Source organism: Acidovorax sp. 93 (assembly GCF_003633835.1).
Lineage (GTDB): Bacteria > Pseudomonadota > Gammaproteobacteria > Burkholderiales > Burkholderiaceae_C > Acidovorax > Acidovorax facilis.
The window spans coordinates 77,923-91,378 of sequence record NZ_RBIT01000001.1 but is presented as its reverse complement, the minus strand read 5'-3'; the positions used below and the strand labels follow the sequence as shown (position 1 = coordinate 91,378).

The window sequence follows — 13,456 nt, the reverse complement described above, 5'->3', positions numbered from 1 at the left end:
TTGGGTTGCCGCTTTGCATTCGCGAGGGACACAGCCGCAGGCGGATCAGGCAGACGGATCACCCCGCCCGCCTTTTGCAGCGACCGGGTGCTCAGCGTTTTTAACGGTAGGGTCGGGGACCTCACCAGCCTCTTCGGTATTGACCGCCGTACCCGCTGCCGCGCCGCCCAAGGCACCCGCAATGCCGCCCAAGGTGCCTCCGACGACCACGCCGACCGGACCAGCGACTGCAACGCCCACGGCCGCACCGGCAGCCGCGCCCGCCATCATGCCGCCGCCCACCAGCACGGAATGGGCCTCGCGCTCTGCGTCTTCGGGCTCCAGGGCGGTCTGGGCGCCAGGTCGCGGGTCTTGCGACGGGATGCCGTAGCCGGGGCGGGCTTGGTCGGCCAAGTCTTCATCCACCGGTGGGGTGGCCGGATGAGGGAGTGTGGATGGATGCATGTGCGTCTCCTGGAAGGGGGTGACAAAACAAAACAGTTTCATCTCCCTCTCTTTTAGGGTCCACTCAGCGCCGTGTGCGCCATCCTGCAGACCGTGAGGCTGTCGGACAATGCCCGGTGCCCCGGCAGATGCGCACTTTCTCAAGTCAATACGCCACTTGCCCACCTAAGAACCTGTTCAAGCTCTTTTCGGGGTCGCACAAGTACCTTGCCGGGATAGGATGCAAGGCGCGGTGCGTAGCCAATAGCTCGGCTATTGGCAAGCGCCGCAACGCTGCAGACCGCCCGGCAAGGCACTTGCCCGAAGGGTTAGAGTGAAATCGGGCGATTGGAAGCCCCGGCTGCTTGCATGGGCACAAGCCCATGCGGCGCATCCGTTGCATCCACTCATCCCGATTGCACTCCAATGCGATCCCCGAAAAGAGCTTGAACAGGTTCTAAGATCACCCCATGTCGGCATCCCCTTCCCCCTCCATCCTTCCCTTTGCCCCACAGCCCTCCGCCAGCGCACTGGCACAGGCGCTGGGGATTCCCGTTTTTTCCCCGCACTGGCACATGCCGCAATACCCCGATGGGGCCGTGGGGCCGTGGCAGATGAAGCGCACTGGGGTGGGGCTGGACCGTGGTTACCACAGCGGCCCGTGTGTCACCTCGGGCTCGACAGTGCTGATGCGCCAGAGCGCTGCGGGCGGGTGGGAAACCTGGATGTCGCTGTCGCCGATGGAAGTGGAAAGCCAGGAACTGGCCTGCCGCCATGCGCGGGGCCACACGGTCGTGATGGGCCTGGGCATGGGCTGGGTGGCGGCCAACATCGCGCTGCAGCCCACGGTGGAGCGCGTGACCGTGGTGGAGCGGGATGGGGATGTGCTGGAGCTGTTTGGCCGTTGCCGCGTGCTGGAGGGGCTGCCGGAGTCTGCAGCGCGCAAGGTAGAGCTGGTGCAGGCCGACGCGCTGCAGTGGCAACCCCAGGGCGCGCCCGTTGACTTCCTGTATGCAGACATCTGGCTGTACCTGGCGGAGCCACAAACCTTGGCGGAGGTGCAGCGCATGCAGGCCAACGTGCACGCTGACCAGGTGTACTTCTGGGGGCAAGAACTGGTGTTGGGTGCCATGGCCAGCGCACAGGCGGCGCCCGGTACGCCCGCATGGACCGACGCGGTGGACCATGCCGTGCGCGAGACAGGTTTGCCGCTGCTGGCGCAGGCAGACGAAGGGTATGCCAACCTCATTGCGCGGGTGTTGCAGCTGCGCCAAGGCGGCCGACCTACCGCCGGTTGACCGGCTGGCAGCCCAGCCAAGGGCCTCGGGCTTTTGCGTTATTTGGTGAGCCACTTGCGCTGCGCGCGCGGCTGTACGGTGATGTCGACGCTCTGGTGCACGGCTGGCTGGCCGCTAGCGGCGTCGGTTTCCACCACGTCTTCCAAAGCGATGTCCTTGACCTCTGAATGGGTCGTTTCTTCCAGGTCGGCCAGGATGGCGCTGACCTTGCGTTCAGCCTCAGCGACCTTGGATTGTGGCAACGGCGAAGTGCGCATCATGGGCGGCTCCTGTGAGATAGACCCATTCTGGCCACGGAGCACGCTCTGTGCGTGTCATCCTTTGCCGACGGCCGGGTGTCAGCGTGACGGCCATCCCGGAGGTCTGGACATGCCCAGGCGGTGCGCGATTTCAGGCCGCCTGAGGCGCTGCGCGGTCGGCGCCAGAGGGCCGACCAGCAGTCATCGCACTGCCCATGGACGCCGCCACGATGCAGCCAATGGCCAGCCACTGGATGACGCTCAGATGCTCGCCCAGCAGCAGCAAGGCCAGCACGGCAGCCACCGCAGGCTCCATGCTGATCATGATGCCGAAGGCCTCCTTGGGCAGGCGCTTCAAGGCCATCATCTCCAGCGAGATCGGAAGGGCGCTGGACACTGCCGCCACCGCCAGCCCGATGAGCAGCACGGTCGGCGACAGCAGCGCAGCGCCCGCATGCACCACGCCCACCGGCACCACCACCAGCGCCGCCACCAGGAGGCCCAGCGACACCGTGTGCCCGGCGTGCAGGTGCCCGGCGCGCTTGCCGAACACGATGTACAGCGCCCAGAACACCGCCGCGCCTAGGGCATACAAAACTCCCACGAGGTCCAGCGTGCTGCCGTTCAAACCCAGCGGCAGCAGCATGCCCAACCCGGCCATGGCCAGCGCCACCCACACAAAATCCACGGCGCGCCGCGAAGACCAGATCGCCACCGCCAGCGGCCCTGAGAACTCGATGGCCACCGCCAGCCCAAACGGCAGGGTGCGCAGCGACATGTAGAACATAAGGTTCATGCCCCCCAGCGCCGCGCCGTACAACATGACGGCACGCGCATCAGCCCGCGACAGATGCCAGCGCCACGGCCGCCACAGCAACAGCACCAGCAACGCCGAAAAGCCCACGCGCACGGCAGTGGTGCCCTGCGCCCCCACCACCGGAAACAGCCAGTGCTTGGCCCAGGAGGTACCAATGCCCAACGCGGTGACGGAGCCCAGGACGGCGAGAAATGGGAAAAAACGGTGCAGAAGGGAAGCGCTCATGGGTTGAAAATATAGTGTGACCCATGCGTGCTTTTTGCTCGATTTTCAGGGCCCGCGTGCAACTTTCGCTCACCACCACGAGGCGCCCCATGCCCGCCACCCCAGCACTCGACCGCTTTGACATCGCCATCCTGGACATCCTGCAGACCGACAACACCACACCCCAGCGCGTGATTGCGCAGGCGGTCAACCTCTCGGCACCCGCTGTGCAGCGGCGCATCCAGCGGCTGAAAGACAGCGGCGTGATCCGCGCCAACGTGGCCGTGCTGGACCCGGTGAAAGTGGGCAAACCGCTGACCATCGTGCTGGAGGTGCACCTGGAAAACGAGCGCCCCGACCGCACCGCCCCGCTGCGCGCGCGCATTGCCAGCGAAGACGCGGTGCAGCAGTGCTACAGCGTGACGGGCGAGGCGGACTACCTGCTGGTGGTGAACGTGGCATCGATGGAAGACTACGAGGGGCTGACGCAGCGGCTGTTTGAGGGGGATGACAACATCAAGCGGTTCAGAACGTCGGTCGCACTGGCCAGCCTGAAGACCGGGCTGCGTGTGCCGCTGGACCACGCGCTTCCAACTGCCTGACTACAGCCCCAACGCCCTGCGCATCTGCGCGCCCGTGAGGCGCTGGCGCGGGCCGCCCAGCAGCTCGCACATGCGCGCATTCAGCGGCGCCTCCATGCCCTGCTGAGCCGCCAGCCTCACCACAGCCCCGCTGAGTGCATCAATCTCGGTCACACGCCCGGCTTCCAGGTCGTCCCACATCGATGAGCGCGCCTTGGCGTCGATCTGCAGCATGCGTTTTGCCAGCCGGGTGAAGAGCCAGTTGGGCAGGCGCAGCACATGGGGCAGGAGCGTGGGCGACACGGCTGTGACCTGGGCGGGTGCGATGCCTGCGCGCGCCATCACACGCAGCGCCTCGGTTTGCAGGGCAGCAAAGACGCGGCGGCAGTCGCGGTCGAGCAGCTCTTGCCGCAGAGGCAGGTCGGACAGCGCATTGACCGGGTTGTTGAGGTTGAGCAGCAGCTTGCCCCACTGCACCGCACGGATGTCGGCGGGCAACACGGTGGCCAGGCCTGCAGCGTTGAAGACCGGCGCGATGCGTTCGGTGACGGCATCACGCTGCAGTTGCAAATGGCCCGCGGTGGCACGGTGCACCTGGGCGCCGCGCAGCACCACGTTGTAAGGCACCATGCCCGCCAGAACACTCAGGCCTGGCGCCCGGGCTGTGACACGGGCCACGTTGTCCACGCCGTTTTGCAGCGAGATGACGGGCGTTCCCGGCGCACAGGCGTCGGCCAGTTCGCGCGCAGCGGATTCGGTGGCGCCGCTTTTGACGCACAGCAGGATGATGCTGTCCGGGCCCGGCGCCGCGTCGGCCAGTGTGTGTGCCAGTTGCAGCGCAGACACGGGCGCGGTACGGTCAAAGCCGTCGAGGTCCGTGACTTTGAGGCCGTGCAACGCGATGGGCTCCAGCGCATGCGGACGGCCCACCAGGCAGACCGGCTGGCCGTGGGCGGCCAGGCGCCCACCCACATAACAACCAATGGCGCCTGCGCCGAGAACGATGAAGTGCATGCGAGTGCTTTGTTGATCAACGGAAGACAGTGCACAGGGATGGGTGCCGCGCCTGCGCATTGTGCGGCGGCGCGCTCTTGCAGCCTGGCGCAGAGGCGACGGTACCTGCTGACACCTGCAGCCTTCATATTTTGGGATTTTTTGGCCTCTGGCGCTTATTCATCAAGCGCCAATAGCTATCAAAATAGAAGCATCGTCACCACCACCACCTGCGCCCAACGGGCCTTCCACCAGCAGCCCTCAGCCAAACCGCACCGTCACCAGCAGCCCCCCCAGACGCGGCGAAGCGCTGAGTTGCACCGTGGCGCCATGGCCTTGCGCAATGGCCTGCACGATGGCCAGGCCCAGGCCGCTGCCCGGGGCGCCTTCCGAGGTTTCGCGCACAAAACGCTGCATCACGCGCTCGCGGTGCTCGGGGGCGATGCCGGGGCCGCTGTCTTCCACCGTGAGCACGGCAGCATCACCCTCGCGGCGCACCCGCAGGTCCACCCGGCCGCCGGGCAGGGTGTACTTGATGGCGTTGTCCAGCAGATTGCGCGCCAGCATGCGCAGGGCTTCGGCATCACCACGCACGGTCACGGGCACGTTGGCGGCGTCGGAGTGAAGCAGGCCTACATCCATGCTGCGCGCCTGCGCGGCGGGGGCCACGTCGGCCAGGGCCAGCTGCGCCACGGCGTGCAGGTCCACGGGTTCGGTGGTGGCGGTGCTGGCCTCTTGCCGGGCCAGGGTGAGCAATTGCTCCACCAGGCGCGTGGCGCGGTCGATGCCGGCCGACAGGCGTTCGATGGCGACGGCACGCGCGGCATCATCGCCCGCGCGCTGCAGGCCCTGCAGCTGCAGGCGCAGCGCGGCCAGGGGCGAGCGCAGTTCGTGCGCGGCATCGGCCACAAAATGCTCCTGCGCGTCAAAGGCGCGCTGCACGCGCTCGAACAGCAGGTTGAGTTCACTGACCAGCGGCTGCACTTCGTCGGGCAGTTGCGCATCGCTCACGGGCGAGAGGTCATCCGCCTGGCGCTGCGCCAACTGGCGGCGCACGCGCTCCACCGGGGCCAGCGACCGGCTCACACCCCACCACACGGCCAGCACCAGCAGCGGAGCCATGATGGCCAGCGGCGCCAGCGTGCGCAGCGCCAGGCTGCGGGCCATGTCGCGCCGCGCGGCCATGTTCTGCGCCACCTGGATCACCTGCGAACGCGTCTGCATCGAAAACACCCGGTAGGTGCCGCCGCGCGCCTGTACGTTGGCAAAGCCCAGCACGGCGATCTGCGGCAGGGCCGCGCCCACGGCGGATTCAAAAATGCGCAGGCCTTCGTTGGTCCACACCTGCACGATGAATTCGTGGTTTTCGTCCTCGGGGTCCAGGCCCCTTCCCAGCCCTTGCGCATCCACCGGCAGGCCCGAGCGCAAGGCCAGTGCGGTTTGCTGCATGTGGTAGTCGAACAGCGCATCGGCCTCGTCCAGCGCACCCCGGTAGGCCAATGCGCCCTGCACTGCGCCGGCCAGCACGATGGCGGCCAGCAGGAACACCAGCAGACGCATGCGCAGCGAGCGCGGGAGCATGGACTGCAGCGCGCTGCGCCAGGAGGTAGTTGGCACGTTCTTCATCTCTATCCATCCATCCCCGCCGCATGCTCAGGGCGGGAGATTGCGCGGGGGCAGCCAGCAAGGGCCGCCCCGCAGCAAAGGCTGTCGTCCCCTTGGGGGGAAGCGGCGAAGCCGCTCAGGGGGGTCATGCCTTCGGCACGAGGTAGCCCACCCCGCGCACGTTCAGCACCAGCTCGGGCCCCAGCTTCTTGCGCAGGCCGTGGATATAGACCTCCACCGCGTTGCTGCTCACCTCGTCGCCCCAGCCGTAGAGTTTGTCTTCCAGCTGCTGGCGCGACAGCACCATGCCGGGCCGTGCGATCAGCGGCTCCAGCACCGCCCATTCGCGCGCCGACAGCACAACAGGAACTCCATTCACCGTGGCCTCGCGCGTGGCGGGGTTGATGCACACGCCCTTGTGCTCATACACCGGCTCGGCCCGCCCTGCAGCGCGGCGCAACAGGGCGCGGATGCGGGCGAGCAGTTCATCAAGGTCGTAAGGCTTGAGCACGTAGTCGTCCGCCCCCGCGTCGAGCCCCTCGATGCGCTGGGCCACGGCATCACGTGCGGTGGCCACCAGCACCGGGGTGCGGTTCTTGCGCGCCCGCAGGTCGCGCAGCACGGCAAGGCCGTCGCGCTTGGGCAGACCCAGGTCCAGCAGCACCAGGTCATAGGGCTGGGTGCGCAATGCCGTGTCGGCGGCGTCGCCGTCACGCGCCCAGTCCACGGCGTAGTGCTCGGCGCGCAGCAGGTCTTGCACGGCTTCGCCGATCATGGGGTCGTCTTCAACTAGCAAGAGGCGCATGGTGGGCAAGCATAGCCAATGAAATCAATCGGGCCACCGAAGTGGCCCGTGCAGGCATCGCATCACAGCGGACCACAAAGCTCAGCGCAGCGGTTCTGGCCAGGAGGCTGTCGGACTTGGAGCGTCGAAGCGAAAATTGGCCCCAGCGAGGACAGCTTTTGCCGGATTTGCAGCCTCATAGCCGAGCTATGGGGCAAAAAGACGGTAAAAAATGGACCGCTGCGGCCAATTTGCAGCCGACGACTTCCAAGTCCGACAGCCTCCTACGCGTTTCGTCGCAGACAGTACCGAAAGTACGGCAAGACGGAACAACGACGCCAGGAGAGCCTTTGGGACCGCTTAGCCCAAACGCACCGGCACAAAGATCTTGTTGCCATCGCGCTCGATCAGCAACGCCACCGACTTGCCCGTGGTGGCCTTGGCCATTGCCGCGCGCACCTGCTCGATGTTCTTGGCGGGCGCGCCGTTGATGGCCAGCAGCACATCCCCCGGCTGCACACCGGCCGCCGCAGCGGGGCCGCGCGCCTGTTCGATCACCAGGCCCTCGCTCACGCCTACCTCGCGGCGCTCCTCGGGGTCCAGCGGGCGCAGCGACAGGCCCAGCTGGCCCTTGCCCACGGCATCGTCGTTGCGCGCCTGCTTGGTCGCCTTATCGCTGGCGTCGCCCAGCGTGGCGGTCAGCTCCAGGGGCTTGCCCTGGCGCCACACCGACAGCTTGGCCTGCTGCCCCGGCTGCGCCTGGCCCACCCAGGCGGGCAGGTCGCCCGAGGCCACGATGGGCTGGCCGTTCACCTGGCGAATCACGTCGCCCGCCTGCAGGCCTGCTTTCTCGGCCGGGCTGCCCTTGCTGACGCTGGCGACCAAAGCGCCCTCGGGCTTGTCCAGCTGGAAGGATTCAGCAAACGCCTGGTTCACCTCCTGCACGGCCACGCCCAGCTGGGCGTGGCGCACCTTGCCGGTGGCCACAATCTGGTCCTTGATCTTGGCGGCCAGCTCGATGGGGATGGAGAACGACACGCCCTGGTAGCCGCCCGAGCGGCTGTAGATCTGCGAGTTGATGCCCACCACCTCGCCGCGCGCGTTGAACAGCGGCCCGCCAGAGTTGCCGGGGTTCACCGCCACGTCGGTCTGGATGAAAGGCACCAGGCTGTCGTCGGGCAGCGAGCGGCCCTTGGCGCTGACCACGCCCGCCGTCACGCTGTTTTCAAAGCCAAAGGGCGAGCCGATGGCCAGCACCCATTCGCCCACCTGCAGGTCGCGCGTGCTGCCCAGGCGCACGGTGGGCAGATCCTTGGCGTCGATCTTGAGCACGGCCACGTCGGTCTTGGGGTCGGCGCCCAGCACCTTGGCGCGGAACTCGCGCCGGTCAGTGAGCTTGACGACCACTTCGCTCGCGCCCTTGACCACGTGGGCATTGGTCAGCACCAGGCCATCAGGGCTGACGATGAAGCCCGAGCCCTGGCCATGGGTGGGTACGTTGGGCTGGCCTTGCGGGCCCGCGCCGGGGAAACCGAACTGGCGAAAGAATTCGTAAAACGGATCGTTCGGGTCGATCTGCGGGCCACGGCCCTGGCGGGCAGCGGGTTGCTCGTCATCGTCGTCATCGTTGGCCATCGCCGTCTTGGTGCTGCCCGTGACGCTGATGTTGACCACGGCCGGGCCGTTCTGCGCGGTGATCTGCGCAAAGCTGGGCAGCGCACCGCCCGGGGCCATGGCCGTCTGCGCCACGATGGGCGTGGAGGGTGTGACCGCGCGGGCCTGGTGCCCGCTGATGAGGCCGGCGCCGGTGGCGCCCACAGCGCCCGCGGCCACCAGGGCCAGGATCAGGCGGCGGGGAGTGGATGCAAGCGTGTTGTTCATGGTGTCTGCCTTTTCAATCAGGGTTGCGATGGAAGGCAGTGTGGGCACGGACACTTAGACGAAACTTAGGCGGCGTGATGTGCCCATGGGTATCTGGACAGCATTCCTGTTTCGTCCCGAGAGCCGTCGACATCGGCACTGCCCCAGACCAGTGCCACCGTGCAAGGACCGCCCCGCCGCACGGGTGGCGTCCCCCTGCCCGCATCGCGCAGCGATGCGAGAGCGGGGGGAAGGCGCGAAGCGACTCAGGGGGGTGTTCTCTGCTTCACAGGAACATGCCGCCCGACGCCTCGATGCGCTGCGCATTCACCCAGCGTGTGGCCGGTTGCAGCAGCGAAGCGACCAGCGGGCCGATATCGTCCGACACGCCCACACGGCCCAGTGCCGTTTGCGCGGCCACGAACGCATTGAGCTGCGCGTTGTCGCGCACCGCGCCGCCGCCAAAGTCAGTCTCGATGGCGCCCGGGGCCACCACGTTCACGGTGATGCCACGCGGGCCCAGTTCTTTGGCCAGGTAGCGGCTCAGCACCTCGATGGCGCCCTTCATGGCCGCGTAGGCGGCGTAGCCCGGCAAGGCGAAGCGGGCCAGGCCCGACGACAGGTTCAGGATGCGGCCGCCATCGTTCATCAGCGGCAGCAGGCGCTGCGTGAGGAAGAACACGCCCTTGAGGTGCACGTTGACCAGCGCATCGAACTGCGCTTCGGTGGTTTCGGTGATGGGCGCATGCACGCCCATGCCCGCGTTGTTGACCAGAAAGTCAAACCGCTCGCGCTGCCAGTGGCTGCGCAGGGTTTGCTGCAGCTGCGCAGCGAAGGCTTCGAAGCTGGCTACATCGCCCACATCCAGTGGCAAAGCCACAGCACGGCGGCCCAGCTTTTCGATGTCGGCCACCACAGCCTGGGCTTCGGCGGCCTGATGGCGGTAGGTCAGCACCACGTCGATGCCGCTGTGTGCAGCGGCCAGCGCTGCGCTGCGGCCCAGGCCGCGGCTGCCGCCGGTGATCAAAACGACGGGGGTGGGGGCTGAAGAAAGGGATGAAGCGCTTGTCATGGCAGGGTCCTTTGCAGTGTCTGAAGCCCGGTCACACCGCGTGACCGGGGCTGGAGATGAACTTTATTGGAGTGCCAATCAAAGATAAACCATGCAAAATATGATTCATTGTCCATCCACGAAGAACAATGAACCCTTTAGACCGCATGCAGATCTTTGCCCGTGTGGCCGAGCTGAGCAGCTTTACCCAGGCTGCGCAGGTGCTGGGCCTGCCCAAGGCCAGCGCCTCTCTGGCCGTGCAGCAGCTGGAGGCCCACCTGGGCACGCGCCTGCTGCACCGCACCACGCGGCGCGTGCAGCTGACGCAAGACGGGCAGGCCTTTTACGAGCGCTGCAAGGACTTGCTGGACGATGTGGACGAACTGCAGGCCATGTTTCAGCAGCCCGATGGCGCGGCGCTGCGCGGGCGCGTGCGCATCGACATGTCCACCGGCATCGCGCGCCAGCTGGTGCTGCCCGCGTTGCCCGATCTGCTGGCCCGCCACCCGCTGCTGGAGGTGGAGCTGAGCAGCACAGACCGCCGCGTGGACCTGGTGCGCGAGGGTTTTGACTGCGTGATCCGCGTGGGCCCGGTGGCAGAACCCGGGCTGGTGGCCCGCCCCCTGGGCCTGGTGCGCGTGGCCAGCTGCGCCAGCCCGGGCTACCTGGCGCGCAAGGGCACACCCCAATCACTGGCCGACCTGGCGCAGCATGACCTGGTGCACTACGTGAGCACACTGGGCACCAAGTCCGCCGGATTTGAAACGATGGGCGACGACGGCAGCCCGCAGTTTCACCCCATGGCTGGGCGTGTCACCGTCAACAGCGCCGAGGCCTACCTGGGCGCCTGCGCAGCAGGGCTGGGCCTGATCCAGGCGCCTTTGCTGGGCGTGCGCGAGCTGATCGACCGGGGACTGCTGGTGGAGGTGCTACCGCACCACCCTGCCCCGCCCATGCCGGTGACGCTGATCTACCCCCACCGGCGCCACCTGCCCCAGCGCGTGCGGGTGGTGATGGACTGGCTGACCGCAGTGGTGCAGGCGCATCTGCAGAGCGAGGCCCATGGCGCACCTGCCGCCGCATGAAGGTTTCGCGCGGCGCTTCGACTACGCGCAGTCAACGGTTTCCAGTGGATTGAGATCGAATCGACAGCTATCAATTAAATAGCTACTAGCGCTTACTGGATAAGCGCTAGAGGCCAAAATCACTTAAAAATCACATGAACAGTGTCATCGCAACCCTCACCAAGTCCCGCCCAGCCTCACCCGGTGAAGCGGTACACGATGGCCCCCTGCACCACGTCGCCCGGCGCCAGCCAACGCAAGGGAAACCCTGGCTGGTTGGGCGCATCGGGATACTCCATGGGCTCCAGGCAGATGCCGTCGCCCGGCTGCCATAGCCAGACGCCCTGCTCTGCGCCCCGCCCCAGGTCGCGCACCGGATCAGCCTTGAGGCCGTGGCCTGCGTAAACCTGCACCCCGGGCGCGGTACTCCATACCTCCATGGTGCGACCAGTGAGGGGCTCGCTCAGCAGCGCCGCAAGACGCAGGCCTTGCGAGGGCGTGACGGGTGACACCGGTGGCGTCCGCACCGCGCCCTCTTCGTCCCACACATGGTCATCCAGCACCAGGTAGTGGTCCAGCCCACCCGCCAGCGACAGCTGTTCGCTGGGCTCCGCCACGGCGGCACCCACGCTGCGGGCTTCGCGAAGGTCGAAAGGCGTGGCATCTACAGGCTGCACCAACCCGCTAGGACACACATCAGCCGCCAGCGGTACATAGCGGCTGGCGGGCACTTGCAGGGTGTGGCCGTGGGTGCTGCCAGCGCCCGCCAGGTTGAAGAACGCGTGCCCGGTGATGTTGAGCAGCGTGGGGGCGTCCAGCGCCTCGCCCGTCCACGCCATATGCAGCGCGTTGTCGGCCGTGATGTGCAGGCGCAGCTGCAGGCGGAGCGTGCCCGGCACGCCGTCGTCCTCGGTGCGAAAGGTGTGGATCAGGGTGAGCGCATCGGCCTGCACGTCATCCACCGCAAACACCTGAAAGCGGCTGCCCTTGGGCCCGCCATGGTGGTGGTGGGGGCCGCTGTTGGTGGGCAGTTGCCGCTGTGCACCATCGGGCAGAGTCAACAAACCACTGCGCAACCGCCCAGCCCAGCGGCCGATGAGGGCGCCCATGGAGAGTTGCCCGTCCAGGTAGCCCTGCAGGCTGTCGTAGCCCAGCGCCACATCAACGAGGCCGCCCTGCCCGTCGGGCACCGCCACCTGTACCAGCCGTGCGCCGTAGTTGCTGACGGCCACCTGCAGGCCACCAGCACCGCGCAGGGTGAAGAGGTCAGTCGGTTGGCCGTGAAGCTCTTGCTGAAACGCTTTGCGTGAAAGGGAATAGGCCATGGCTGCGAGTCTATTTGGTGGCGGACGCAGCGGGCGCGTCGCGCGTGACCAGCCAGATGCCCCCGCACACCATCACCAGGGCCAGCAGGTTCTTCCACTCCAGCAGCGCCTCGCCCAGGAACAGTGCTGACAGCGCCGCGCCGAAGATCGGCACCGTGAAGTTGAACACCGTGACCTGGCTCACGCGGTTGTGCTTGAGCAAGATGCTCCACAGCGAAAACGCGGCCGACGACAGCAGCGCCAGGTACACCAGCAGCACGGTGGTGCCCCAGGTAAAGCCCGTGAGCGAGCCGCCCAGGCCCCAGCCAATGGCCAGCAACGCCACGCCGCCAAGCCCCAGTTGCCAGCCCGTCATCACCACCGAGTCCATGCGCTGCGACACCTGCTTGCCGTAGATGCTCGCAGCGGCCAGCACGAAGGCGGCGATCACCACAAAACCTTCGCCCAGCAGCGTGAAATCCATGTCCAACGTGCCGCGACCCAGGTTGACCACCATCACTCCGACAAAGCCGACCAGGCAGCCCCACAGCTTGGCGTGGCTCAGGCGGTCGTTGTGATAGACCCAGTGAGCGAGCAACACGCTGAAGAACGTGCCGGTGGCATTCATGATGGAGCCCTTGACCCCCGTGGTGTGCGCGAGGCCCACGTAGAAGAACACGTATTGCAGCGTGGTCTGCGCCAGGCCCAGCACCACCAGCTGGCGCCCGGCCACAAAGCCCAGCCCCCAGATGGCCTTGCGCGTGGTCACAGCCCAGGCCAGCAGGATCAGCCCCGCGCCCAGAAAGCGCCAGCCTGCAAACACCAGCTGCGTGGGAATGTCATTGCGGGCGATGCCGAACCAGGCGTAGCCGGTCTTGATAGCGGGGTAGGAGCTGCCCCAGAGCAGGCAACACAGCAGCGCCAGTGCGATGACGACCCTGGGGTCGGAAAAACGGGGATGTCCCATGTGAGTTCTTGGTCTCTCTAGTGAAACAGCCCGTGCAAAGACGGGCTGTGAGGGGGAGGCTTGCAGCCCCAGGACGCAGCCTGCAAGGCCACCGTTTCAGTGATCCGTTGCGCTACGCGCCACCGCCAACGCATGCGAAGGGCGCGGCCCAGGCGAGGGCAGCCGCGCAAGGGCCGCCCGCCGCGGATGCGGTGCTTTGCTTGTGTGCGCTGGCTGCGTCCCCCTCCCGTAGCGCGCAGCGCGTAGAGAGAGGGGGAAGACGCGAA

The 13,456-nt window shown here is 66.9% G+C and carries 13 protein-coding genes; 3 read left to right on the top strand and 10 right to left on the bottom strand.

Annotated features, from left to right (window positions below; genetic code table 11):
* Positions 1-45 precede the first annotated feature (45 nt).
* The gene (locus C8C93_RS00405; protein WP_233559215.1) at positions 46-444 is read right to left on the bottom strand and encodes a hypothetical protein; all 399 of its coding nucleotides are present in this window, start codon (positions 442-444) and stop codon (positions 46-48) included.
* 449 nt (positions 445-893) lie between these two features.
* Here C8C93_RS00405 and C8C93_RS00395 point away from each other — a divergent pair, with 449 nt between their 5' ends.
* On the top strand, positions 894-1,721 hold the full coding sequence (locus C8C93_RS00395; RefSeq protein ID WP_121505538.1) for a hypothetical protein: 828 nt from the start codon (positions 894-896) through the stop codon (positions 1,719-1,721).
* A 38-nt stretch (positions 1,722-1,759) separates the two neighbouring features.
* On the opposite strand, the gene C8C93_RS00390 is transcribed toward C8C93_RS00395, so the two are convergent.
* Both C8C93_RS00390 and C8C93_RS00385 read right to left on the bottom strand, forming a co-directional pair.
* Positions 1,760-1,981 carry a hypothetical protein gene (locus tag C8C93_RS00390; protein WP_121420983.1) on the bottom strand — a complete coding sequence of 74 codons (222 nt, stop codon included), beginning with the start codon at positions 1,979-1,981 and terminating at the stop codon, positions 1,760-1,762.
* 130 nt (positions 1,982-2,111) lie between these two features.
* Positions 2,112-3,002, bottom strand: a complete 891-nt coding sequence (locus C8C93_RS00385; RefSeq protein ID WP_121505537.1) for an EamA family transporter — start codon at positions 3,000-3,002, stop codon at positions 2,112-2,114.
* A gap of 89 nt (positions 3,003-3,091) precedes the next feature.
* Here C8C93_RS00385 and C8C93_RS00380 point away from each other — a divergent pair, with 89 nt between their 5' ends.
* Positions 3,092-3,583 (top strand): Lrp/AsnC family transcriptional regulator, encoded by a 492-nt coding sequence (locus C8C93_RS00380; protein WP_055394356.1) that lies wholly within the window; start codon positions 3,092-3,094, stop codon positions 3,581-3,583.
* Here C8C93_RS00380 and C8C93_RS00375 read toward each other — a convergent pair whose 3' ends face one another.
* The 5 genes from C8C93_RS00375 to C8C93_RS00355 all read right to left on the bottom strand — a co-directional run bounded on the left by C8C93_RS00375 (position 3,584) and on the right by C8C93_RS00355 (position 9,876).
* Entirely contained in the window at positions 3,584-4,576 is a 993-nt protein-coding gene (locus tag C8C93_RS00375; RefSeq protein WP_121505536.1) for a 2-dehydropantoate 2-reductase, read from the bottom strand. It abuts the gene before it with no gap.
* Between the two features lie 240 nt (positions 4,577-4,816).
* A complete protein-coding gene (locus tag C8C93_RS00370; RefSeq protein WP_121508601.1) occupies positions 4,817-6,136 on the bottom strand; it encodes an ATP-binding protein in 1,320 nt (439 codons plus the stop codon).
* Positions 6,137-6,305: 169 nt separating this feature from the next.
* The gene (locus tag C8C93_RS00365) at positions 6,306-6,965 is read right to left on the bottom strand and encodes a response regulator transcription factor (protein WP_055394326.1); all 660 of its coding nucleotides are present in this window, start codon (positions 6,963-6,965) and stop codon (positions 6,306-6,308) included.
* Positions 6,966-7,304: 339 nt separating this feature from the next.
* Positions 7,305-8,825: a DegQ family serine endoprotease gene (locus tag C8C93_RS00360; RefSeq protein WP_121505535.1), complete on the bottom strand. Its 1,521-nt coding sequence runs from the start codon at positions 8,823-8,825 to the stop codon at positions 7,305-7,307.
* Between the two features lie 265 nt (positions 8,826-9,090).
* Complete coding sequence (locus C8C93_RS00355; protein WP_121505534.1) at positions 9,091-9,876, bottom strand: SDR family NAD(P)-dependent oxidoreductase; 786 nt, start codon at positions 9,874-9,876, stop codon at positions 9,091-9,093.
* A gap of 128 nt (positions 9,877-10,004) precedes the next feature.
* Between C8C93_RS00355 and C8C93_RS00350 the strand changes: the two genes are divergently transcribed.
* Complete coding sequence (locus C8C93_RS00350) at positions 10,005-10,940, top strand: LysR family transcriptional regulator (protein ID WP_121505533.1); 936 nt, start codon at positions 10,005-10,007, stop codon at positions 10,938-10,940.
* A 176-nt stretch (positions 10,941-11,116) separates the two neighbouring features.
* On the opposite strand, the gene C8C93_RS00345 is transcribed toward C8C93_RS00350, so the two are convergent.
* A complete protein-coding gene (locus tag C8C93_RS00345; protein ID WP_121505532.1) occupies positions 11,117-12,244 on the bottom strand; it encodes an aldose epimerase family protein in 1,128 nt (375 codons plus the stop codon).
* A 10-nt stretch (positions 12,245-12,254) separates the two neighbouring features.
* The gene (locus C8C93_RS00340) at positions 12,255-13,190 is read right to left on the bottom strand and encodes a DMT family transporter (RefSeq protein ID WP_121505531.1); all 936 of its coding nucleotides are present in this window, start codon (positions 13,188-13,190) and stop codon (positions 12,255-12,257) included.
* Positions 13,191-13,456: the final 266 nt, after the last annotated feature.

Bases quoted from the DNA above. Each gene is read 5' to 3' on its own strand.
- C8C93_RS00340 (WP_121505531.1), bottom strand. From the start codon at position 13,190: ATGGGACATCCCCGTTTTTCCGACCCCAGGGTCGTCATCGCACTGGCG.
- C8C93_RS00360 (WP_121505535.1), bottom strand. From the start codon at position 8,825: ATGAACAACACGCTTGCATCCACTCCCCGCCGCCTGATCCTGGCCCTG.
- C8C93_RS00380 (WP_055394356.1), top strand. From the start codon at position 3,092: ATGCCCGCCACCCCAGCACTCGACCGCTTTGACATCGCCATCCTGGAC.
- C8C93_RS00375 (WP_121505536.1), bottom strand. From the start codon at position 4,576: ATGCACTTCATCGTTCTCGGCGCAGGCGCCATTGGTTGTTATGTGGGT.
- C8C93_RS00345 (WP_121505532.1), bottom strand. From the start codon at position 12,244: ATGGCCTATTCCCTTTCACGCAAAGCGTTTCAGCAAGAGCTTCACGGC.
- C8C93_RS00355 (WP_121505534.1), bottom strand. From the start codon at position 9,876: ATGACAAGCGCTTCATCCCTTTCTTCAGCCCCCACCCCCGTCGTTTTG.
- C8C93_RS00390 (WP_121420983.1), bottom strand. From the start codon at position 1,981: ATGATGCGCACTTCGCCGTTGCCACAATCCAAGGTCGCTGAGGCTGAA.
- C8C93_RS00395 (WP_121505538.1), top strand. From the start codon at position 894: ATGTCGGCATCCCCTTCCCCCTCCATCCTTCCCTTTGCCCCACAGCCC.
- C8C93_RS00405 (WP_233559215.1), bottom strand. From the start codon at position 444: ATGCATCCATCCACACTCCCTCATCCGGCCACCCCACCGGTGGATGAA.
- C8C93_RS00385 (WP_121505537.1), bottom strand. From the start codon at position 3,002: ATGAGCGCTTCCCTTCTGCACCGTTTTTTCCCATTTCTCGCCGTCCTG.
- C8C93_RS00370 (WP_121508601.1), bottom strand. From the start codon at position 6,136: ATGCTCCCGCGCTCGCTGCGCATGCGTCTGCTGGTGTTCCTGCTGGCC.
- C8C93_RS00350 (WP_121505533.1), top strand. From the start codon at position 10,005: ATGAACCCTTTAGACCGCATGCAGATCTTTGCCCGTGTGGCCGAGCTG.
- C8C93_RS00365 (WP_055394326.1), bottom strand. From the start codon at position 6,965: ATGCGCCTCTTGCTAGTTGAAGACGACCCCATGATCGGCGAAGCCGTG.